This is a genomic window from Acidobacteriota bacterium (genome assembly GCA_016716435.1).
Classification (GTDB): Bacteria; Acidobacteriota; Blastocatellia; order Pyrinomonadales; family Pyrinomonadaceae; genus OLB17.
In genome coordinates, this window is sequence record JADJWI010000008.1 from 382,659 (window position 1) to 405,852 (window position 23,194).

The window sequence follows — 23,194 nt, forward strand, 5'->3', positions numbered from 1 at the left end:
TTCACCTTCACACGTTTAGACGTTTATGCGTAGCGCGGAGATCATTGCCGTTGGGTCGGAACTTTTGACCCCGGAAAAGACAGATACCAACAGCCTTTGGCTGACAGAGAAACTTGGCGAGATCGGAATCAGCGTGATGCTAAAAACGATCGTCGGCGATGATGAGCCGCGCCTGAAAGAGGCGATCCAAGACGCACTCAAGCGATCGGATGTCGTAATTACGACCGGAGGGCTCGGGCCGACCGAGGACGATATTACTCGGCAGGTCGCGGCAAAGGCACTCGGGCGCGAGCTTGTTCATCGGCCGGAGCTTGAAGCGGAACTTCGCAAGCGATTTCGCCGGTTCGGCCGCGAGATGCCGGAAATAAACGTCCGGCAGGCTTACGTGATCGAAGGTGCTGATGCGTTGGCGAACCCAAATGGCTCGGCTCCTGGGCTTTTTGTCGAGGATGCGGGGCGGACGCTGGTCGTGCTTCCCGGGCCGCCGCGGGAGCTGAAGCCGATGTTCGAGGGGCAGGTGCTTCCTCGGCTCGAAAGGCTTGGCGATGGAATGATCGTCAGGCGTCGGGTGCTGATGGTCTCCGGAATGGGCGAATCGGCAGTGGACGAAAAGATCGCCCCGATCTATCAGAAGTGCGAGAACGTGCGGACCGCGCTTCTTTTTACAAAGACCGAGGTGCAGGTCCATTTCTACGCGAGAGCCGAGGATGCCGCATCTGCAGATTCGGTTCTCGACGAACTCGTTGATAGAAGCCTAGCGGAGCTCGGCGACGCGGTTTTCTCTACCGATGGCGAGGCGATGGAAGAGGTGATCGGCCGGATGTTGCGGGAACGCGGCGAGACGCTGTCGCTTGCCGAGAGCTGCACAGGCGGACTGATCGGCCGGCGAGTGACTGAAATTTCGGGGTCTTCCGATTACTTTCTCGAGGGAGCGATCACCTACTCGAACGCTGCAAAAACGAGAGCGCTCGGGGTTCCGGCTGAAATGATCGAGAGCTTTGGCGCTGTCAGTGCAGAAACGGCCGAAGCCATGGCCGCCGGGATGCTCGATCGGTCAGGCGCCGATCATGCCGTCTCCGTTACTGGTATTGCCGGGCCCGGTGGTGGCAGCGAGGAAAAGCCGGTTGGCACGGTTTTCATTGGGATTGCGAACCGCCTCGGTGTTCGCTCTGTGCGAATAGTGCTTCCGGGCGATCGCTACATCATTCGTTGGCGGGCGAGCCAGGCGGCTCTTGATGTGCTCCGACGGTCGCTCTTGCGGGCTGACAGATCTTCAGGAGGACGCGATTACAGCCTTACTTGAACGGATAAAAAGGACGCTTAAGGAACTTGGTCACTTGACCCCGATGGCTTTGGTCGCAACGTTCCTACCTGTTCTCGGCAGCACATTCCTGATCGCCTTTCTTGTGCCGGTCGGCAATTGGTTGAAGGCCGAGTCCTTTGCCGGAATGGGCGTTTACGCCGCGGGCGTTATCGCATTCTGTGGCCTTTCGCTGCTGCCCACAAACGTGATTGGCGTCGTTGGCGGGTTTGCATTCGGCTTTGGCCCGGGCCTTGCCGTGCTTATCCTCAGCATCGTTGCGGCCGCGTTCTTTTCTTTTCTTGTTTATCGAAGGATCGGCTCCCGGCGGTTTGCCGACATTATCGAGAAGCATCCGCGTTCGGCGGCTGTTTACCATGCACTTCTTCGCGAAAGCCCGGCCCGCACTCTCTCGATCATACTTCTTGTGCGGCTTTCGATCGTTATGCCGTTTTCGCTGACGAATTTTCTATTGGCTTCCGCTCGTGTTCCCGTCCTCGCATTTTGCGTCGGAACGTTCTTTGGGATGCTTCCTCGCTCGGCTGCCGTGGCATTTGTCGGCTCAGGGCTTTCCGAACTCGATCTTCAGGACCGTGGCGACGTGCTTTTTCTGGCTTTCGGCATCGCCGCAACTATTGCAACGATGGTTGTAATAACCGTGATCAGCCGCAGAGCCCTCGACCGGTTGACGGCGGAAAGCATATCCGCCGAAACAGAGGTTCAGGCAACCTAACTCTTGCTTTTTCCGGCATTAAAGATGAAAATCACGGAATGGCTTCTTGGCCGCCCGATCAAACGGAACTTTTTCTGTTCGGCATCGTGTAATCAAGATGACCGCGGCATACTGCGGCCGCTCTGAGGAACAAAAGATGATAAGAATCAGTGCTTTAGCTCGCCTCCGCGCACCTTTTACTTTATTGCTTCTGCTTGCTTTGCTTACCCCGGTTCCGGCATTGGCGTCGGGTAACGGGAAGAAGAAGTTCAAGGAAGGCATGCGTCACGAGGTAGCCGAAGAATGGGACAAGGCGGCGGAGGCCTTCGCGATGGCAGTTGCGGAGAGCCCAAAGAATCCTGAATATCGCCTTCACCTTGTGCGATCGCTCTTTAATGCCTCGCAGATGTATATGAAACGCGGCCGGCTGGCGGCGGAGCAAAAGGACTATGAAGGGGCCTATGTTGCGTTCCGAAAGGCCTATGGCTTCGACCCCGTGAACGAGTTGGCACGCTCTGAGATGGCACGGATGATCCGCCTCCAGGAAGAGGCGATGGGCGGGCCGAAAAAGCCGATCGAGGGCGACGTAAGGCTTGTTCCGACATCCGGTGATCCAACAATGCCGCAGGGATTTCAGCTTCCTCAGCAGATGGAGAAGCTACGGGACCTGCCGTTTCCGAGCGGCGTAAATCTTCAGTTCATTATTCGCGAACTCGCGAAGGACCTCGACCTTAACGTGCTCTTCGACACGGGTTCGCAGCAGCTTGCGACGCGGACGGTGCGGATCGAGCTTAAGAACGTAACTGCCGCTCGTGCCCTCGACTACATCTTTTTGCAGGAGAACCTCTTTTTCCAAAAGGTCGGGCCGCGGACGATCCTTGTTGCTGATAATGCCCGCAGGGCACTTCTTCAGCAGCTTGTGCTGCGGACGTTCTTTCTTGCGAACGCCAGCCCAAAGGACATCAAGGCCGTTATTCAAACGGCGATCCCGGCACAGCAGGGTCGAACGCAGACCATTGTCCTTGAGGATGCAGCCACGAACAGCGTCACCGTTAGAGACACGGCGGAGAACGTCGCTTTGATAGGCAGCCTGATCCAGTCGCTCGATAAAGACCGTGCCGAGGTCGTGATGGACGTTGCGATCTATGAGGTGAACAAAAACGACCTGCTTCAATTCGGTAACCAGATCGGAACCGCGGGCGACAACGCGACCTTGTTGAATCTCGGCGGCATCGGTTTGCCCTTTGTTAGAGCCGGAACGACCGGAAACATTACGAACGGCATGCGTTTTCCGAATATTGGTTCGTCGAGTCTCGCGATCGGTTTGCCGGTGAGTACGATAGTTGCTCTTCAGACAAAGACCAATACGAAACTTCTCGCTTCGACCCAGATCCACGCGTTTAACAACGAGGATTCCTCGGCTCGGATCGGGCAGCGGGTGCCGGTACGGACAGCCTCTTTTGCTCCGGTCGGAAATACGGGCGGACAGAACCCTAACAATAACTTTGTCGGCGACGTGATCAATTATGAGCAAGTCGGTTTGACCCTGAAATTCAAGCCGATCGTTTTTCCGAATCAGGACGTTCAGGTTGCGATGGAGATCGAGTCCAAGGACGTAGCCGGCGGAACTTTTGATAACCCGATCTTTACCGAGCGGACGATCAAAGGCACAGCACGGGTGCAGAATAACAAGACCCTGCTACTGGCGAGCGTTGCTCAGGGCGTTGAGTCGCGTGGGCGTTCGGGTCTGCCGCTGGTTGGGTTGATCCCGATCCTCGGTCGGCTGTTTACTGCTCCGACCAAAGAAAATCGGCAGGTCGATATTGTCATTGCCGTCACGCCGCGTGTGATCCGGGCTCCGGCCATCGTCCCCGAGGATGAGATCGAACGACCGACGGGTAGCGTCGCTACACCGACAGGCGGTTCGCTCGAGGCGATGCTCATACAGGAAGAGCGCGATGAGTATCTCGCGTCAGTACGTCGGTTGCCAAAGAACTCTGACGTTCAGCTTGCGGATCAGGCTGTGACCGATGCTCCGACATACGTTCGTACCGCTCTGCCCGAGCCGACTGATGACAAAGCTTCGACGGCCGTCGCTGTCGAAACCCCGCGAACCGAGACAACGCCATCTAGCGACGTTCCGGCATTGCGGCGGATCGATACAAGTCCGGCGGAATTGAACCTTCGTCAAACGGCGAATACGGTTGCTCCGGTAACGGAAGAAAAGGCCGTCGCGTCGCCTGAACCAGGCAAGTCCGTAATCGGTGAGCGTGAGGCAAGGATCACCTTCGGAGCGGAGGTGCCGAGCCTTGAAATGGGTAAGATCTACCGGATACCAGTGATGATCGAAGCCGCCGGTTCGTTCAACTCGGCCGTGCTTGGGCTTTCATTCGATGAACAGCGTATCGCGGTTCGTTCAGTGATCTATGGCGAGGTCTTTGGCCCGCGTTCGGCGACTCCTGCGGCTCCGTTCCTTAATCAGAACGGAAAGCTCTACGTTTCGCTCAGGGGTGACTCGGGAGAGCTCTTCCGGTCGAACGGCACGCTGGCGATGATAGAGATAGAGGCATTGCAGGACGGCCCGGCATTGATGAGCTTTGAGCGTGATGTGATGAGCATCATCGCCGCAGACGGCCGGAGCCTTTCGATAATCAGGTAGTAAATGAAAGGGACGCAGATCATCGATACCAAAAGAACGGACGGCGGTTACACGCTCTTCGAGTTGATCATCACGCTGACGGTTCTCGCTGTGCTTGTGATGGGAACCGTCCCGATCGCGCAAAATGCCTATAAGCGGCAGAAGGAGGTGCGCCTGCGGGAAACGCTGCGGATGATCCGTTCGGCGATAGATGAGTTTAAGCGGGACTCGGTTGGGGCATGCCCGCAAGGTTCGATAACTACAGGAAACCCAACCCGCGGGCCGCAAGTCGGTGCTCAGGTGCCGACAGACCCGCGAAGCCGAGTTGTTATCGATGACTGCACAATATTCGATTCGGAAAACATCGACCGTTATCCGCCAAGCCTTGAAGTGCTGGTAGATGGTGTCCGGGTCAAACAGCGGGGGATCAGCCTGACAGGCGGAAGCGGCCTCGGAGCGGGCACGCGGCAGGCGACAGAGATAAATGATAATGAGACCGAGGAAGTGACCAAGGTCTATTTGCGGGAACTGCCGATAGACCCGATGACAGGCGAGACAAATTGGAACCTTCGTTCCTCGTATCAGCCGCCGGGCGATGATTCATGGGATTCGGTTAACGTCTTCGATGTCCGATCTTCTTCGAGCGAAACGTCCCTGGGCGGTGACAAGTATAGTGACTGGTAAACTCATTCAAAAACGGCTTAGCCGTGGCCAAGGCGGATTCTCGCTTCTTGAGCTAATGATCGCGATGTTCATCCTGATCATTCTGCTCTCGGTCGCCATCCCGACCTATCAGCGAAGCGTTCAGCAGGCCCGCGAGACCGTACTGAAGGAAAACCTCTGGCAGATGCGGCGGGCTGTCGATCAATTTGGCGCGGACAAGGGACGGTTGCCATCGTCGATCGACGAACTCGTTGAGCTGAATTATCTCCGCGAGGTCCCATACGACCCCATCACTGAGACGCAGGAATGGGAAGAAGTCTCGGGCGACGACCCGCTTAAAGGCGAAGGTGCACAGGGGCTTCGCGACGTAAAAAGCCGGGCGGATGGCCGCGATGCTGATGGCAAAGCTTATAGCGAGTATTAAGGACGAGGCACGCCTAAATAATGTTCTCATTTCTTACAGAACCAAGTTATCCCAAGGCCGCTCTCGGGCTTGAGCGGTCGAGCGTCTCCGCTGTCGAGGTCAACCGGGGCGGCAAGCGCTCGTTCTCGGTTCGCGGTGCCGCTGTCATTCCGCTCGCCAATGGTGTTCTTATCCCGTCGTTTACGGAACGAAATATTCTAGATGTAGGCGCGTTTCGGTCGGCCCTTTTGGAGGCGATGACCGGTGCGGGCCTGATGAATAGAAAGCGGTGGTCGGTATCGCTTCCCGCAGAGGCGGCTCGTTCGGCGATCCTAACGGTCGAGGACGGCGGCAAAGGCAGCGGTGAAGAGATCCTTGAATGGAAGGCCGAGCAGATGTTTGGCTTGCCAGCCCGCGAACTTAGGGTCAATCGGCGAAAGATCGCCTCCGAGGGCAACGGTCGCAGCCGGTATTTTGCCACGGCGGTCCGCCTGACCGTGATCGACGAGTACGAGTCAATGTTTGAAGAAATGGGCTTGCACGCCGGTCTTCTTTTGCCAAAGCCGGTGGCGGAAGCCCGTTGGCTGAGCGGGCCGCAGATGTTTGGCGATTCGCTCTTGATCAGCTCACATGAAGATGGCTTCACAGCGATCCTGCTCCGCGGCGGCGAAGTTTCCGTACTTCGCTCGGTAACGTGCGCACCGGCTGAGATCGACGACGAGGTCTATCGCCTTTTGCTTTTCTACAATGACCGCTTCGGCTCCGAGGGTGAATCCGCCCTTTCGCGTGTTCTCGCACTCGGTTCGGGGCTCGAACATTCGCATCTTCAGGCAGCTGCGAAAGAGGCCCTTGGCCGCTCACTTGAGGTTCTCAGTCCCGGAGATGTTGGGTTTATGAGCAACGAACGGTCGCTGCCATTCGACGTGCTTGCCGCCCCTGCCGGACTTGCTTCGCTCGGGTACAACTAAGCACAAAGCTCTAGCTCCAAGAAAAAAAGTTTGCAGGCAGACTTGATTCTGCGGAACTCTTGCTGTCAAGATGGCGTTTTAACCTCTATGGCGGTCTTTTCTCTGGCAAACCCTGTAACTTCGCTCGTTGACGCGGAACTTGTCCGCGAGGCGATCCGCGGAGGCGAGGGGAGCTTTGAAGAATTGGTCCGGAGATATCAGCGTCCGATCGTTGGTTATGTTTACCGAATGCTTGGTGATTACGAGTCCGCCCTGGACGTCAGCCAAGAGGTCTTCATCAAGGTCCACAACTCCCTCGGCCGGTTCGACTCGGAATACAAATTCTCAACTTGGATATATCGCATCGCCCACAATGCCGCTATCGACCATATGCGGCGTAATTCCCAAATCACTTTTAGTCTTGAAACCGAGAACGCCGATGGTGCGTATGAACTCCAGGTCGAATGCCAAAAGCCCTCGCCGGAAAAGCTAAGAGAGTTGAGCGAGTGGCGGACCGAGATCGAAGCCGTCATTGCCGAACTTCCCGTGGCCTACAGGGAACTGATAATTCTTCGGCATGGCCGCGACCTAAGCTACGATGAGATAGCTGAGGTTACGGAGCTTCCTCTCGGAACTGTGAAAAACCGGCTTTTCCGTGCACGGGAAATGATGCGCGGCCTGCTCGAAGCAAGGGGTTTCTCAGCTTAACTATCCATTCGACAATTTGAATACGTGGAAGCGGAGATCAAAGATATTATCCACGAAGATGCGAGCCTCTGCGGCCAGGAGGCCGTGCTCGCCTTTCTAGATGGATTGCCGGGCCCGGAGGCGATGCTTGCCTTTGAGTCGCATCTCGAGGTGTGCTCGGGCTGCAGGGAAAGTGTTAACCGGGAAAAGCTGTTTTCAGGCCTGCTCGATACTTCGATGGTGAGCGAGTCTGAAGTGCCGCTACCCAAAGATTTTGCAAAGCGAGTCGCAGTTACCGCCGAGAGCTCTGTAGTAGGCACGGCCGATCGGTCCAACACGCTGAGAGCCGCTGTGATAGTTGCCGTTCTACTATTTCTTGCGGCGATCGCAGCCGGCGAAAAAGGAATATCTGTCGCGAGCTTGGCAGTTGAACAGCTCGGGGTGATCGCTCTCGCGGTAATGCATCTGGTTTACAGTATCGGTGTTTCGGTGGCCGTTCTGATGCGGGCGGCGACTGCGCCGGTTGTTGACGGGCCGCTAACTTTACCGGTTCTTGCTGTTTTCGTCGCTGTTGCGATGTTTGTACTATTCCGTAGCCGCCAACCCGGTAAAACGGCCAACTAACGTTAGGGAAGTGTTGACTGCCCAAAAGAGAACGAGAACATTATTGCTCGCGATATTCTTCGCGGGCCTATTCGTGCTGTTGTCCTCCGAGGGCCGGGCCATAACGATGATCACGTTCTCCGAGCAGGACGAGGGCCAAACTCTCATCATCGACAATGCCCCGGACATGAATGTCATCTCGTTCGGCAAAAAGGTCGTGATCCGCGGAAAGGCGAAAGAGGTCTTTGCCTGGGGCGGCGACGTCGTTGTCGAAGGTACGGTCGAATCGGACGTCGCTACGCTTGGCGGTTCTGTGATCCAAAAGCAAGACGGCAAGATCGGCGGGTCAATCATCGTGATCGGAGGGGCATATCGCCCCGAAGGTGCGGAACCGATGCGAGGGGCGGACAAAGAGACCGTTGTCTTTGGAATGTTTGAAGAAGAGTTCCGGGACCTTGCAAGAAATCCATCTCAGATACTTTCGCCATCCTTCACACCGGCATTTTTTGCTCAGCGAATCCTTTCGGCCTTGTTTTGGTTCATAGTCACCTTTACTTTTGTCTCGCTCGCACCGGGTTCGGTCAGTCGGGCCATCGCCCGAACGAACTTGACGCCCCTTAAGGTTTTCGGCATCGGCGGCGGAATGTTCGCTCTTTTCGGGCTTTTCGTCATCGTTTCACTGCGATATATGCCGGACTACCTCGGGGCGGTCGTAAGCTTGATGGCATTCGTTCTACTGCTTCTCGCCTATGTATTCGGACGGATCGTGCTGCAAGTAAGTCTCGGCAAAGCGATCCAGAAGTATCTCGGCATCAGCATCGCCCGATCTGAACCCGCCGCAATACTCCTTGGCGTACTCGCTTGGACCGTCATTCTTTCCATCCCTTACCTCTGGACAATGGCGGCATTTGCCCTCTTTATCGCCGGCGTCGGGCTCGTCGCAACCGGCAGAGTTCAACGCGTCTTTGGCCAGCCGTAAATCCCATAAGTGCTACGTTTTACAATTCTTTACATAATTTGGTGAACCTAGGCCAAATTAATTACGTCATAATTAACTTCGGAGGCATCCATTGCCTCAGAGCGGACGAAAAACGATTGCGGTCACGGTTTTCGCAAGTGAAAATTATGCGTTTTTATATTGTTGGATCATTTCTAGTTTTGTTCGGTTCGGCGGTCTTCTTTTCGGCTCTCGCACAGGACGCGCCGAAGCCTTCATATGTAACCGGGGAGGTGGCCTCGATCACTGAGTCAGGACTTGAGCTCAAGAGCGACAAGGGAACGACCAAGGTCACATTTGGAGCCGCGACAGAATTCAAGCGAGTTCCGCCCGAAAAGCCAAGCATCACGGCTGCGACGCCTACCGATCGCTCAGAGATCGGTGCGGGCGACCGCGTTGCGATCTCAGGCTTCTTTAACGCAGACCGAACGGAGTTTGCGGCGAGGGCGGTTTACCAGATGAGTAAATCGGACATCGCCCGCAGGCAGCAGCAGGACGCGGAGCGGTGGGCGACCCGTGGAATTTCGGGCCGGGTGGCAAGCGTGAATCGGGCAACAAAGCAGATCTCGATCGAGGTTCGCGGCCTGACGGGCGCGACCACCGTGGTCGTCAACCCGAAGGACAATGCGGTCTTCAAGCGATATGCTCCGAATTCAGTAAAGTATAGCGAGGCAGTTGGAAGTAATCTTCAGGGCGTTCAAGCGGGCGACATGCTGCGTGCTGTCGGCGACCGTGGGCCGGACGGATTGAGCTTTGCCGCTGAAGAGATCCTAACAGGAGCATTTCAGACCGTTGCCGGAACCGTGAAAGCCGTCGATACGGCCGCCAACCAGATCACGATAACCGATCTACAGACTCAGAAAGAAATAATCGTTGACCTCGGTCCGGGATCAGCATTGAAGCGTTTCCCTGAGCAGATGGCCCAGCGGCTTGCTGGTGGGGCCGGCGGCGGTGCTCCGGGCGCAGGCCCGGGCGGCGGACGTCCGGCTGGGGGTGAAGGTCAGCGTCCCGGCGGAGCGGCTCCCAGCGGACAGCGTGGACCTGGAATGGGCGGCCCAGGCATGGGCGGCGGAGCCCGCGGCGGTATTGATGACATGTTCGATCGTATGCCGTCGATCACGATCAGCGAAATTACGGTCGGTTCAATGATCGCCGTTTCGAGTACCAAGAATGGACAGATGGATCGCGTCACTGCGATCAAATTAATTGCGGGCGTCGAACCTTTTGTTCGGGCTGCCCAGATGGCCGCGGCTCAGGGGCAACGCGGCGGTAGAAGCGCCGTCAGCGGCGGATTTTCGATTCCAGGATTAGAAGGATTTGATAACTAAGTTTTCGTTTATAGCACTACTACACTCTCTCCAAGTGAAGATTTAGGTGGGGACGAGGACATATTTCTGAGGACTACCACTTATGCATTTATTAAAAAGATCATTAACAAGTTTTCTGGCGATCGCCCTGTTGGCGGTTGCCGGCTTTAGTCAGCAGCAGGGTTCCGTTACAGGTCAGGTTCAGGATACTCTTGGGGCTGCTCTGGTCGGTGCCTCGGTCACGGTGGTATCACCGGACGGCCGAGTCCGAAACGCGACGACCAATCAGCGTGGCGAGTTTACGGTGACAGGGCTTGCTCCGGGCATTTACACGGTTCGCGTAGCGATCGCTAATTTTGCGATCTATGAGAACAATGAGGTCGAGATCACTGCCGGACAGCGGACAGAGTTGCTCGTTCCGCTAACGGTCGAAGGAGTAGACGAGCAGGTCGATATTGACACGGCGAACCAGGTATCGACCGACCCGAACTCGAATCTGAGCGCCACGGTGCTAAAGGGGGCGGACCTCGAGGCCCTTCCAGATGACCCGGATGAACTCGAAGCGGCGTTACAGGCACTTGCCGGACCGTCCGCTGGCCCGAATGGCGGCCAGATATACATTGATGGTTTTACCGGCGGCAGGCTTCCGCCTCGCGAGGCGATCCGCGAGATCCGGATCAACCAGAATCCTTTTTCTGCAGAGTATGATCGTCTCGGTTTTGGTCGTATTGAGATTTTGACACGCCCGGGTGCTGATAAGTTCCGAGGTAGTGCATTCACAAATTTCAACGACTCGCGCTTCAACTCCAGGAACCCCTTTGCCCTAAATCGTGCTCCGGGCCAAACGCGGTTTTTCGGTGGAAATGTCTCCGGCCCTGTACAGAAGGGGAAGTCCTCATTTTTTGTTGATATAAACAATCGGGACATCGACGCCAACACCATTATTAACGCTCAGGTACTCGATGCGAACCTGAACGTCGTACCGTTTCAGCAGGATGTACAGGTTCCGACCCGGCGATTCTCGTTCAGCCCGCGTTTCGATTATCAGATAAACGATAAGAACACGCTACAGCTTCGCTACAGCTATACGAATGCTAAGTCGGAAAATCAGGGACTGGGAAATATCACACTTCCGACTCGCGCATTTGAAACGACCTATACCGAGAACGAGATCCGCCTGACCGAAACGATGATCATCAATCCGACGACCATCAACGAGACGCGATTCGAGATCGACTTTGAGAACCGTGAACAGACGGGTGATAACACTATCCCCACGATCAACGTCGGCTCCGCCTTTGTTGGCGGCGGCTCGCAGATCGGTTTGAGTTTTGATAAGGAAACCTCGTGGGAGCTTCAGAATTACACGACGACCTCGCTTGGTAAGAATTCCGAGCACGCGATAAAGTTTGGTGTTCGGGTCCGCAGCCTTACGATTCGGGACCGTTCGGAGAATAATTTCGGTGGAAGCTTCTCTTTCATCAATCTTGACAGCTATCGCAATACGGTACTAGGGAACGATTATCCGACCTCATTTTCCTTAACGACGGGGAATCCGGAGCAAAAGGTATCACGGACGGATGTGGGTTTGTTTATCACAGATGACTGGCGTATCAGCCCGGGCTTTACGATGAGCTTCGGCCTTCGTTACGAAAACCAGACCAACATCAAGGATAACCTCAATTTCGCCCCTCGGGTCTCGTTCGCTTGGTCGCCGGGAGCCGGCGGAGCTCGGGCGCCGAAGACAGTTATTAGAGGCGGCTTTGGTTTGTTCTATGACCGCTTTAGCGAGAACCTAACCCTTCAGGCCCAGAGATTCAACGGCTCTAATCAGCTCAGCCTTTTAGTTAATAGCTTTGATCCGGACCCGGTCAGGCGAGCGGCCGCGATAGCTTTGCTGCAGCAGGCGGTTTTCACGGTTGATGGCGTAACGAATGTCCCGACCGCGGCTCAGATTCAAGCTGCGCTGCCGCAGTCGAACACTATTCGAACCATTTCGCCGGAGATTCAGTCGCCGTATTTGGCTCAAGTTGCCCTCGGTGTTGAGAGGCAGTTGCCCCGCAACACTACGTTGTCGGTTTTCTACATCGGCTCGCGGACCTGGCATGTTCTCCGGGCGAGGAATATCAATGCTCCGATCTGCCCGGAGCAGGTGAACTGCCTAGATGCACCGCGTCCGAATCCATCGGCGGGTGACATTTACCAATATGAATCGAGCGGTATCTTGAATCAGAACCGGATCAATATCAATCTTCGCTCGAACCTCAACCCGCGCATTTCGATCTGGGGTAATTATTCGCTTGGCTTTAGCAAGAGCAACAGCGACGGGGCCCAGAGTTTCCCGGCGTACACCTACGACCTGAGCGACGAATATGGCCGATCGTCGTTTGATACAAGACACAGTGTTGTCTTTGGCGGAAATGTTTCGCTGCCGTGGTCTTTTTCGTTGAACCCGTTCGTTACGGCAAATACGGGCTCGCCGTTCAACATAACTCGAGGAGTTGACCTGAACGGTGACGGGTTGACGAACGAGAGGCCGACGTTTGGCGAATTAGCGACACGTTGCGGTGAGCTTGGGCTGACCAACTCGTTTTGCGATGTTTCGGGCTTTGACCCGAACGAGATCATTCCGCGTAATTTTGCCGACGGGCAGAAGTTCTTCAATGTTAACCTGAGGGTTAGCAAGAACTTTGGCTTCGGCAAAACTGCAGCACCTGCAGGTGATGCCCCGCAGGCCGGTGGCGGACCTCGCGGAGGCGGAATCCCTGGGATCGGTCGTGGCGGACCTCGCGGAGGCGGACCTGGTGGCTTCGGTGGAATGGGCGGCGGAGACGGCAGGTCACCCTACAATTTGAACGTCAGCGTTCAATTCACGAATTTGCTCAATACCGTTAACTTTGCCTCGCCGATCAGCAACCTCGCGTCGTCCCGAATTGGCCAGTTCACCCGAACACAGGGTGGCTTTGGCGGCTTCGGCGGGTTCGGCGGAAGCGGATCTAACAACCGCAGCATTACGCTGCAGGCCCGCTTTAGCTGGTAGTTAGCAACCCGGAATTGATTTTCCATTGGGAAGGCGGGTGCTTGTTTACGGCCCGTCTTCTTTTTCTTTAGTGTGGTTCAAGGTATCTTTAGTTATGGAATTTAGGGCTCTATTGTTTGGTCTTTTTGTTTTGGCCTTTGTGGTTTCAGCTCCGGCTCAGCCGGCGGCGGATTTTGCCGCGGAACGCGAACTTGCCCGGCTGGCGGTCGAGGCCCACGGCGGCGAGACGTTTCGAAAATTGAAAACCCTGTCGGTCATCGGATCGGTGGATGTGACTACTTCGCAATTTCCGCAGGCAATTCCGGCAACGTTTGTCACGATCTTTTCCGGCGACAGGTATCGGTTCGAACTCAATAATCCCTTTCAGCCGATCAGGCAAGCGAATGATGGGACACAAACCACATCGACGATCGGAAACGGGATGTCGCTTCCGCCGATAAATCGCATCGGGTTTCCAGTGCTGCAAAGGATCGGTGAGACAGGATTCGTAGTTACGGCAATTCCGGAGAATAAGAAAAAGCGTAAGGGTTTTCGTGTGACCTCGCCCGAAGGCTATAGCACCGATTTCTTTCTGGACGGAAAGACGAATGAAGTTAAGAGCTTCGACTCAACATATCTGGTGAGCGGACGAACTGTGACGACTTCGGCGGAGATCGACAAGCTTAAACTGGTTGATGGAGTGCTCGTCCCTGAGCGGTATGTTCAGCGGTTTGACCTCGATCAGTTCACAGTCTACGCAAATTTCAAGGCGCGAGAGATCAAGGTGAATGGAGAGGTTGCTGACGACGTCTTTACCGTCGGCAAGTAGCGTGTTCTCAAAAATGAAAGCCCCGAGGCACGATTGCCTCGGGGCTCTTTATTGTTTCGAATTAAGCTAGCTCGAAAAGCGGCTTCTTTTCCACCACTCGATCGTCGCCCTAAGCCCTTCCTCAAGCCCAACTAGCTTTTGGTAGCCGAGGCATTCGATCGCCTTGCGATTATCGGCCTGCGAGTGTTTTACGTCACCCTTTCGTCCGGGCCGATAGTCGGGGGCGACACCTTCGCGGCCCGAGATCTTTTTCATTACCTCGACCAGTTCATTCAGGGAAATACGTTCGCCATTTGCGACGTTCATCACCTCTCCGATGCCTTTGTCGGTGGTTGAAGCTTTAATGTTCGCGTCGACGACATTGGCGACAAACGTGAAGTCCCGGGTCTGCTCGCCGTCTCCGAAGATGACCGGCGTTCCGCCGCCCATGAACGCGTCAATGAACCGCGAGATTACCCCGGAATACTCAGACGACGGATTCTGCCGCGGGCCGAAGACATTGAAGTAGCGTAGGGAGACCGTCTCAAGCCCGTAAACCTGCGTGAACACCCGGCAATAGTGCTCGCCGGTGAGCTTTGCGGCGGCATAAGGGGACAGCGGGTCGGGCCGCATTGTCTCGACCTTCGGCAAGGTCGGCTGATCGCCGTAGGCCGAGCTTGAGGCAGCATAAACGACCCGCCGGACGCCTGCGTCGCGAGCGGCGAGCAAGAGGTCGAATGTAGCATCGACGCACGCCTTGTGCGTCTCAGCCGGGTCGGCGACAGAACGCGGAACGCTGGGAAGAGCCGCCTGATGAAAGACGGTGTCGACGCCGGGAAGGAGTGTGGCGAGCAGTTCACGATCAGAAATGTCGCCCTCGACGAACTCAAAGTCACCGGAAATCTCGTCGAGATTTTCACGAAAGCCGGTCGCAAAATTGTCGATCAGCAGCGGCTTCGCTCCGCGCCGGATCAATTCATCCGCGAGGTTTGATCCGATGAAGCCTGCTCCGCCGGTGACTAGATATCGAGGTTGTCTCATAATTGTGATATATCCGAATGGACGCGAGGCCGAGCCTATCGGCCGACCCCGATATATTCGAAACCGAGTTCGCGCATGTCCTCGGGTTCATAGACGTTTCTAAGATCGGCGATCTTAGGCGAGCGGAGGAGCGACTTCACACGGTCCATATCGAGGGCACGGAACTGGTTCCATTCAGTAACGATCACCATCGCGTCTGCATCTTTGATCGCATCGTATTCATCGGCGGCATACTCGATACCATTGATGAAATGCTTTGACTCTTCCATTGCGACGGGGTCGAAAGCACGGACACGAGCTCCGCGTTCGATCAATCCGTGAAGGATATCGATCGCCGGCGATTCGCGCATGTCATCCGTTTCGGGCTTGAATGAAAGCCCCAAAACTCCGATCTGCTTACCTTTGAGGTCGCCGACCAGTTTCTCGATCTTTGGGATCATCGCTTGCCGCTGCAGGTCGTTAGCTAAGATCACGGCATCAACGATGCGGGTCTCAACGCCAAACTGGTCCGCAACGGTCGTTAGTGCCCGCGTGTCCTTGGGGAAGCATGATCCGCCGTAGCCAGGGCCAGGATGCAAGAACTTGCGGCCGATTCGATTGTCCATGCCCATCCCTCGTGCGACATCGTGAACATCGCAGCCGATCGCGTCGCAGAGATTTGCGATCTCATTGATGAATGTGATCTTCGTCGCAAGAAATGCATTGGCGGCGTATTTGATGAGCTCGGCGGCCTCGAGAGACGTTATCACGATCGGCGTTTCAATGAGGAAAAGCGGCCTGTAGAGGTCCTTCATCACCTCGATCGCACGCGGCTGATTGCTGCCGATGACGACGCGGTCCGGCCGCATAAAGTCCTCGATCGCGGCCCCCTCACGCAAAAATTCCGGGTTGGAAGCAACACCAAATTCGATCCCGCTTTCAACATTCTCCGAGACAAACTGCCGAAGCCATTCGCCGGTACCGACCGGAACGGTCGATTTGGTCACAAGGACCTTGTAACCGTTCATCGCCTTTGCGACGTCAAGAGCTGCCTGCTGGTAGTAGCTCATATCCGGCGAACCATCTTCTTTCGGAGGAGTTCCAACGGCAAGAAAAACAACCTCGGCTCCCGCGACACCCGACACGAGGTCGGTAGTAAAATGAAGTCGGCCTGCTTTGACGTTCTTTTCAACCAAACTATCAAGCCCCGGTTCGTAGATCGGTATAACGCCTTTCTTCAGCTTCTCGATCTTGGTGACGTCGACATCGACACACGTGACATCAACTCCAAACTCAGCAAAGCACGCCCCCGAAACCAAACCAACATAACCTGTTCCAATAACTGCGATATGCATAAATTTATATGTAAACGAAACTTTGATTTTACGAAAAATGCGGCAGACAAACAAAGAAGTGCGGGTCATATTTTCACATGACCCGCACTTCAAAAAAGAATACTGAATATTTAGCGACTATCTGGTCGGGCTGACCACGATCGTTCCGCCACCAATTGTCGTATCCGTCTTACGTGTTCCGATGAGGATCGCAGCACCTGCAGCTCCAGCACCGAGAAGGATAAGCCACGGCAATCCGGCAAAGCGTAGCGGCGGAGCCGAACCCGGACGCAGACAAGGCTCGCAGCCAGTCTGCGCCATGTTGCCAGCGGTCGCCGATGAGCCAGCGGCGATCTGACGATCAGAGCTTCCTTCACGAACCGTTACGAGACCCGAAGTTGCGTCCACGTGGGTATGGGAACACTCGATCTCAACAAGGAAGTTGTTCGCCTGGCCGGCGTCTGCGATCAATGTCGCATCCTTTGTCGTTACGGTTGTAGCAACACCTGCCGCGTTAGCGACTCGGAGTTTACCCGCCGTTGCGATCACAACAATGCCATTGGGCGTAAAGTTGAGTGTGGCGTTCGTGTTCTCAAGCAACTCGACACGACCAGTTTTCCCAAGGTTAACGGTCGCAGAGGAACCGGCACCTGTAATTACCGAGCTGCCGGAAACGATGGTCGTATTGGAAACGGCCGACTGACCGTTAACGGTCACCTGACCAGTTACGGTGATTTCTCCGGTTACGTCCCCCGGAACGGCCAAAGCGACCATTGAATAAACCGTCAAAACGGCTACCGCGTTCATAGCGGTTACAAATTTACGAAGAATGTTCTTGCCGAGCATTTGAATGTCTTCCTCCTGTACAATCCCCTGAAAACAAAATAACAATACCTTATCGGTAAAAATTTAACGACCTATTGGGTCGGGCTGACAACGGTGGTGTTGCCACCGAGACGAACTTTGTTCGTGTCGTAAGTTGCGCCGATAATCATACCAGCCGCAGCACCGCCAAACACGAGAGCCCAAAGCCACCAAGCGGAACCGCCACCTTTATCATCATCGTCATCCTGACGACCCGCTGCTGCGGTTTCACCTGCAGGTACCGTCTTTGCAGAACCATCAGGCATTGCAAAAGCGACACCAGTTTCAGACGCAAGTACCTTCACAGATCCGCCAGCTAGGTTTGCGGCCACATTGCGGCCATCGAAACTGATCGTAACCGATGTGCCCGGCTCGACGCGAATTGCTCCCGTCTTTCCAAACGAGATGGTTGCGGACGTATTTTCCGGCGTCGTTACAATGGCCGGAAAGAAAACCGAGCGGCTCGACTTGACCGCTTCACCATTGATGGAAACAAAAGAATCCGTTCCGGCTGTGCCAGTAACGGTGAGTTCTCCGGATGCTGCCGGCGTATTCGCCAACGCAACCATTGAGTAGGTAAGAAATACCGCAGTCGTCAAGAAAACGGATAGCGACTTCTTAAGCAAAGGTTTCACGGTCATATATGTTCCTCAGATTTGATCCCGAAATTGCAAAGTTTAATTAGAACTTCAATAGAAATTCAAGCCTTTCAATGTTTTACACGAAACCCCTGTCGGTGTCAACATTTGCACTGCCAAAGATTTAGGGGTCCCTCGCCCTTTTCGGCTACACCCAAAAACAAAACGCAAAGACTAAATTTCTGAACTTACGAGCTTTTATACCACAGGAAAGCTGAATCGCAAAGCAATATTGCTCGACCTCTCGCTTATTTTGCGTTTTGATGCCCACTCGAATTTGGCATATAAGGCCGCAAATCGGTCATCTTTTTTGTTCGAGGTGGACTCGTTTCCGCGATCGCTTACCCTAGCGCCCCATATCCCGGCTTGAAGCGTGCTTTTACCCCCAACCTGCAAAGACCCGCCAGGAACCAATTCCGCGGAGGTCGCAACAAATTGATTTCCGAATATAAGTTTGCTTTAATCGGTGAAGTTTTATGAGAACTGAAAAGTCAATAACCGTGTGGTGGGCCGTCGCTATCATCGTCGCGTCGGTCTTTTTGATCTCGTGCGGCGAGCCGCAAACCGGGGAACCGGGAAAGATCAAGATAGGATTCGCCATGGACACGCTCCGCGAAGAGCGATGGCAGCGAGATAATGAGGCTTTCAAGGCTCATTGCCAGAAGATGAACGTCGAGTGCATCATCACCGTGGCCGATAACAGAGCTGAAAAGCAGGCTAATGACGTCGAGAACCTCTTGACCCAGGGTGTTGACGTTCTAGTCATCGCTCCGAGCAATGCAAAGCAGGCTGCATCGATGGTCGAGAAGGCAAAGGCTCAGAATGTTCCGGTGATCAGCTACGATCGCCTGATCGATTCTGACAAAATTGACCTATATATATCGCACCAGGTTCCGGTGATTGGTAAGAAGATCGCGGAGTATGCTGTCGCCGCCGTGCCGAAAGGCAACTATTTGATGGTATACGGTTCCTCGACCGACAACAACGCGTCAATAATGAAGAAAGAGCAGATGGCGGTCATTCAGCCATTTGTTGACCGCGGCGATGTTAAGATCGTGGCCGAGCAATTCATCGAAGGTTGGGATCCGGAACTAGCCCTTAATTTCGTTGAGAATGCTCTGACGCAAAATAACGACAATATTCAAGCGATCGTTGTCTCAAACGACGGCATGGCTGGCGGGGCAGTCAACGCACTGGCGAAGAAAGGGCTTGCTGGCAAGATCCTGGTAACCGGACAGGATGCCCAACTTGATGCACTCCAGCGGATCGCCGAAGGGCGGCAGTCGATGACCGTTTACAAGCCGATCATTCCGCTCGCGAGCGGGGCGGTGGAAGCGGCGATAAAACTGGCGAAGGGAGAGAAGATCGAAACCTCGCCCTTTAGAAATGATGCGATCGGCAAGGAAATACCGGCAATTTTGCTGGATGTCTTTTCGGTTGATAAGAACAATTTAATGGATACCGTTATTAAGGACGGTTATTCGAATTTTGAGGACGTTTACCGGAACGTCCCTGAGGCTGACCGCCAGAAAAGGCCTTAGAGGTTTAACCTCCTATATTACCCAATGGATAAGATGGTTCTCGCCGCCGATCTCGGCGGTACAAATCTCCGAATGGCCGTTATAGGCGAGAATGGCGAGACAAAATATCGTTCGCGGAGCAGCACTCCGACCACGCGCCGAAGGGATGACGTCGTCGAGCTCCTGATAGATTCAGCTCGAGAGTGTATAAAAGCGAGTAAGCCGCTCGGGGACATATCGGCTTTTGGCATTGCTGCTCCGGCGGTTTTGGATCACGATGCGGGAAAAATACTTATTGCGCCGAATTTGCCCGAATTGAATGACTTTCCGCTTGCGGCAACGATCGCTGATGCGTTGAACATCGAGGTCTTTCTTGAAAACGACGCCAACGCTGCGGCGATCGGCGAAAACTGGCTAGGTGCTTCGAACGGCTTCAGCAGTTCGATCTGCGTGACGCTCGGTACCGGCGTCGGAGGTGGTGTGATCATCGACGGGAAGCCGCTGCGGGGAATTGACGGAACAGCGGGGGAGATCGGGCATATATGTGTCGAACCGTTCGGACACCCGTGCGGATGCGGGAGTGTTGGGTGTCTCGAGCAGTATTCCTCAGCGACTGCCGTAGTTCGAATGGCCGGGGAGCTTGCGAGTCAGTTTCCAGAGTCAAAAATAGCATCGCCAATAGACCGAAGTTCACTCGATGTTTATAATGCGGCTGTTTTAGGTGACCCATTGGCGATCGAAGTTTTCCGCAGGTTTGGCTTCTATCTTGGCGTAGCCTTGGGCGGGTTGATAAATGTTCTTAATCCGGAGGTCATCGTAGTCGGTGGCGGAGTTTCGGACAGTTGGGAAGTTTTTATCGAGCCATTGAGAAGCGAGATTCAAAAAAGGGCATTCAAACGACCGGCAGACCGTGTTAGTATTGTGAAGGCTAAACTTGGCGACGATGCGGGGATACTCGGCGTGGCGAAACTGGCCTTCAGCTCATCAAATATCGGCCTTGTAGTTTAGTCCGCACAAACTCTATGGATGCGTATCATAAGGTTCTGGTGAAGATCTACGAACTCACCGATGGAAAGGATAACGTTGATGTCGATTTTGCCGACCTTCTTAAGAAGGAAGGTTTTTTTCCGAGCATTGAGGACATCAAAAGCTATCTTTCATCGGAAAGTTGGATCACAGAGACGAAACGCGTGAACGTTGTAAGGATCACGCACTGGGGAGTTGCTGAGGCAAAACGGTCGCTCTCATCGGGTCCTGATCCGAAAACCGCGATAGAAAAGGATTCGCGTGCACTCATTAATAGCGCAAAAGACCTCGCCCTGATGGCCGAGGAGCTCAGCGGGGCTCCATCAAAAGACAAAGTGAAGGCCATCGAATCCAAACTCGAAGCTGTCCGTGATCTGGTCAACAAAGTCAAGGCTAATTTGTAGGGAATTTATTTGCCTTTTGGCGCCGAGTTGAAGTAAACTACTCGCTTGCTTGCGAGAGTGAACCGTTGAAAGTGGGTTTCGCACCCACTTTTTCTTTTTCGGTCGAGCGATATGGATCGTGAATTTGTTGGTAAGAAGATCTCTGAAATTGCATCGAGCGTTTCGACGCGTCTTGGGCTGGAGTTTGTTCACAGCGAACTTGCCGGAACGAAGCGAAATGCGACCGTTCGCGTATTCGTAGATAAGGAAGGCGGACTGAGCATTGACGATTGTGCGGATGCCTCCAGAGCGATCGAGGCAGAAATGGACGCACTCGATCTTATACCTGATGCCTATGTCCTTGAGGTCTCTTCGCCGGGGCTCGAAAGAGAGCTTTATTCGATCGCTGATTTTCGGAAGTTTGCCGGCAAGGCGGCAAGGATCAAGCTTAGCCGCGAAATGAACGGATCAAAGTCGCTGAAAGGAAAGATCGGGACGATCAACGGCAGTGAGATCACTTTTGTTGACGATCGACTCGGGGAGATTACGATCGATTACGAACTGGTCCGGAAAGCGAATCTGGTTTTTGATATTAATGAGGATCTGAGGAAGAAGTAGGCGTGGCGAATGCGAACGCAATTCTAGTTGGGCCGAGATAAAAGGGGCCGAAATTCGAGTATGACAACTTCGATAGGACAGAGTATTGATGCACTTTGCAAGGAACATGGGATCGACCGTGATCTTGTGATCGAGGCGATGAAAGACGCGGTAAAGGCCGCGGCAAGAAAGCAGTTTCGTTCGCAGGATAAGACCGGCGACCATATTGAGGTCGAGTGGAACAACGACGAAGGGATGATCGAGATCTCTCTGCAAAAGGTCGTGGTTGCCGAGGTCGAAGATGAAAATGCCGAACTCTCGCTTGTAGATGCACAGGAGTTGGCCGGGGACGAGATCGAGATCGGCGACATGCTCCAGATACCGCTTCCGCAGGAAGAAATGGGCCGCATTGCCGCCCAGACCGCGAAGCAGATATTGGTTCAGAAAGTTCGTGAGGCTCTCCGCGAAAAGGTTTACGAGGAGTACATTGACAAAAAGGGCACAATGCAGCAGGGAACCGTCAAACGGTTCGAGCGCGGCGACCTGATCATCGAATTCCAGAATGGACAAGAGGCTGTTCTTCCAAGGAAGCAGCAATCGCGTGGCGAGATGTGGAATCAGGGTGAGCGCATCCGTGCGGTCATCATGGACGTTTCAAAGGAACAGAAAGGGCAACAGATAATCCTTTCACGTGCCTCAGAGGAGCTCGTCAAACAACTCTTCGAACTCGAAGTCCCAGAGATCTATGACGGAACTGTAGTTATCAAGTCCTGCGTGCGAGAACCCGGCGATCGGGCAAAGATCGCGGTGACGTCAAATGAGAAGGACGTCGATCCGGTGGGGGCGTGTGTGGGCATGAAAGGCTCGCGTGTCCAATCGATCATCAAGGAACTCCGCGGCGAAAAGATCGACATTATACAGTGGTCCGATGAGCCATCGGTCTTCGCTGCAAATGCGCTTTCCCCGGCAAAGGTCTCGCAGGTTCGCATCACGGACATCGAGAACCGCCGGATGGACGTGATCGTTGGCGAAGATCAATTGAGCCTCGCCATCGGTAAACGCGGCCAAAATGTAAGGTTGGCGACCAGGCTCGTTGGTTGGGATATCAATATAGTAAGTGAGGAGGTCCTCAAGAAAGAGATCGCCAAGCAGATGGGCCAGATGATGGCTTCGGGTGCTGCAGTACCGATCGCCGCTCTCGAGGGAGTTTCGGCAAATCACGCGGAACTGCTTGAGGAGAAGGGGATCAAGGACGTTGAGGCACTTGCATCGACATCCGTCGATGACATTGTCGATATCCTGGACGTCAGTCTTGACGAAGCTGAGCGGATCGTAAACTCGGCGGCGGCCATCGTAGAAGCCCGGAATGCGCAGATCGCCCCTGAAGAGACCGATGGCAGTGTTGAAGAAACGGTCCCTGAAGGTGCGGAACCCGCTGAGGGGTCTCCGGTAGCAGCAGACGCGGAAGCCTCCGAGATTTCCGACGAAGAGGCCGACGAAGAAAACACCTTGGAAAGTGATGAGTCTGCTGAGGTTGCCGATCCGGCGGAGACCGTGGAGGAACCGGTTGTGACCTCCGAGGAAGAGTCCTCCGAGGAAACGACCTCCGAACAAGCGGCCGAGCCCAAAGCAGAGACAACCGAAGAAACGGATGAAGGAAATACGGACGATGAAGACGTTAAAGAATAGTCTCTGTCGTTTCAAATTGCGTTAGCCGGACCTGGGCAA

21 protein-coding genes are annotated in these 23,194 nt (G+C 54.5%); 17 read left to right on the forward strand and 4 right to left on the reverse strand.

Annotation, left to right across the window (positions count from 1 at the left end; translation table 11 throughout):
- The first annotated feature begins 25 nt into the window (after nt 1–25).
- From IPM21_13745 to IPM21_13800, 12 genes are all read left to right on the forward strand, one after another.
- A complete protein-coding gene (locus IPM21_13745; protein MBK9164940.1) occupies nt 26–1,303 on the forward strand; it encodes a competence/damage-inducible protein A in 1,278 nt (425 codons plus the stop codon).
- Nucleotides 1,304–1,346: 43 nt separating this feature from the next.
- Nucleotides 1,347–2,033 carry a VTT domain-containing protein gene (locus tag IPM21_13750; GenBank protein ID MBK9164941.1) on the forward strand — a complete coding sequence of 229 codons (687 nt, stop codon included), beginning with the start codon at nt 1,347–1,349 and terminating at the stop codon, nt 2,031–2,033.
- A gap of 136 nt (nt 2,034–2,169) precedes the next feature.
- Nucleotides 2,170–4,671, forward strand: coding sequence for a hypothetical protein (locus IPM21_13755; GenBank protein ID MBK9164942.1), 2,502 nt, complete (start codon nt 2,170–2,172; stop codon nt 4,669–4,671).
- A 3-nt stretch (nt 4,672–4,674) separates the two neighbouring features.
- The gene (locus IPM21_13760; protein ID MBK9164943.1) at nt 4,675–5,334 is read left to right on the forward strand and encodes a type II secretion system protein; all 660 of its coding nucleotides are present in this window, start codon (nt 4,675–4,677) and stop codon (nt 5,332–5,334) included.
- Complete coding sequence (locus IPM21_13765) at nt 5,324–5,737, forward strand: type II secretion system protein (protein MBK9164944.1); 414 nt, start codon at nt 5,324–5,326, stop codon at nt 5,735–5,737. Before IPM21_13760 ends, IPM21_13765 begins: the two co-directional genes overlap by 11 nt.
- A 20-nt stretch (nt 5,738–5,757) precedes the next feature.
- Entirely contained in the window at nt 5,758–6,684 is a 927-nt protein-coding gene (locus tag IPM21_13770; GenBank protein ID MBK9164945.1) for a hypothetical protein, read from the forward strand.
- 87 nt (nt 6,685–6,771) lie between these two features.
- Nucleotides 6,772–7,371, forward strand: coding sequence for a sigma-70 family RNA polymerase sigma factor (locus tag IPM21_13775; GenBank protein MBK9164946.1), 600 nt, complete (start codon nt 6,772–6,774; stop codon nt 7,369–7,371).
- Nucleotides 7,372–7,395: 24 nt separating this feature from the next.
- Complete coding sequence (locus tag IPM21_13780) at nt 7,396–7,974, forward strand: zf-HC2 domain-containing protein (protein MBK9164947.1); 579 nt, start codon at nt 7,396–7,398, stop codon at nt 7,972–7,974.
- Nucleotides 7,975–8,017: 43 nt separating this feature from the next.
- Nucleotides 8,018–8,932, forward strand: a complete 915-nt coding sequence (locus IPM21_13785; protein MBK9164948.1) for a hypothetical protein — start codon at nt 8,018–8,020, stop codon at nt 8,930–8,932.
- A 146-nt stretch (nt 8,933–9,078) separates the two neighbouring features.
- Nucleotides 9,079–10,278, forward strand: a complete 1,200-nt coding sequence (locus tag IPM21_13790; GenBank protein ID MBK9164949.1) for a hypothetical protein — start codon at nt 9,079–9,081, stop codon at nt 10,276–10,278.
- Nucleotides 10,279–10,360: 82 nt separating this feature from the next.
- Nucleotides 10,361–13,297, forward strand: coding sequence for a TonB-dependent receptor (locus IPM21_13795; protein ID MBK9164950.1), 2,937 nt, complete (start codon nt 10,361–10,363; stop codon nt 13,295–13,297).
- Between the two features lie 94 nt (nt 13,298–13,391).
- Entirely contained in the window at nt 13,392–14,105 is a 714-nt protein-coding gene (locus IPM21_13800) for a hypothetical protein (GenBank protein MBK9164951.1), read from the forward strand.
- A 66-nt stretch (nt 14,106–14,171) separates the two neighbouring features.
- On the opposite strand, the gene IPM21_13805 is transcribed toward IPM21_13800, so the two are convergent.
- The 4 genes from IPM21_13805 to IPM21_13820 form a co-directional block, all read right to left on the reverse strand.
- Nucleotides 14,172–15,125, reverse strand: coding sequence for an SDR family oxidoreductase (locus IPM21_13805; protein MBK9164952.1), 954 nt, complete (start codon nt 15,123–15,125; stop codon nt 14,172–14,174).
- Nucleotides 15,126–15,160: 35 nt separating this feature from the next.
- Nucleotides 15,161–16,459 carry a UDP-glucose/GDP-mannose dehydrogenase family protein gene (locus IPM21_13810; GenBank protein MBK9164953.1) on the reverse strand — a complete coding sequence of 433 codons (1,299 nt, stop codon included), beginning with the start codon at nt 16,457–16,459 and terminating at the stop codon, nt 15,161–15,163.
- Between the two features lie 117 nt (nt 16,460–16,576).
- Nucleotides 16,577–17,284, reverse strand: a complete 708-nt coding sequence (locus tag IPM21_13815; protein MBK9164954.1) for a hypothetical protein — start codon at nt 17,282–17,284, stop codon at nt 16,577–16,579.
- Between the two features lie 71 nt (nt 17,285–17,355).
- Nucleotides 17,356–17,928, reverse strand: coding sequence for a hypothetical protein (locus IPM21_13820; GenBank protein ID MBK9164955.1), 573 nt, complete (start codon nt 17,926–17,928; stop codon nt 17,356–17,358).
- Between the two features lie 488 nt (nt 17,929–18,416).
- Between IPM21_13820 and IPM21_13825 the strand changes: the two genes are divergently transcribed.
- The 5 genes from IPM21_13825 (at nt 18,417) to nusA (ending at nt 23,155) form a co-directional block, all read left to right on the forward strand.
- Nucleotides 18,417–19,481, forward strand: a complete 1,065-nt coding sequence (locus IPM21_13825) for a substrate-binding domain-containing protein (protein ID MBK9164956.1) — start codon at nt 18,417–18,419, stop codon at nt 19,479–19,481.
- A 24-nt stretch (nt 19,482–19,505) separates the two neighbouring features.
- Complete coding sequence (locus IPM21_13830; GenBank protein ID MBK9164957.1) at nt 19,506–20,468, forward strand: ROK family protein; 963 nt, start codon at nt 19,506–19,508, stop codon at nt 20,466–20,468.
- Between the two features lie 14 nt (nt 20,469–20,482).
- A complete protein-coding gene (locus IPM21_13835; protein ID MBK9164958.1) occupies nt 20,483–20,890 on the forward strand; it encodes a hypothetical protein in 408 nt (135 codons plus the stop codon).
- Nucleotides 20,891–21,001: 111 nt separating this feature from the next.
- Entirely contained in the window at nt 21,002–21,487 is a 486-nt protein-coding gene (locus tag IPM21_13840) for a ribosome maturation factor RimP (protein MBK9164959.1), read from the forward strand.
- Nucleotides 21,488–21,547: 60 nt separating this feature from the next.
- Nucleotides 21,548–23,155: a transcription termination factor NusA gene (gene nusA / locus IPM21_13845; protein ID MBK9164960.1), complete on the forward strand. Its 1,608-nt coding sequence runs from the start codon at nt 21,548–21,550 to the stop codon at nt 23,153–23,155.
- Nucleotides 23,156–23,194 lie beyond the last annotated feature (39 nt).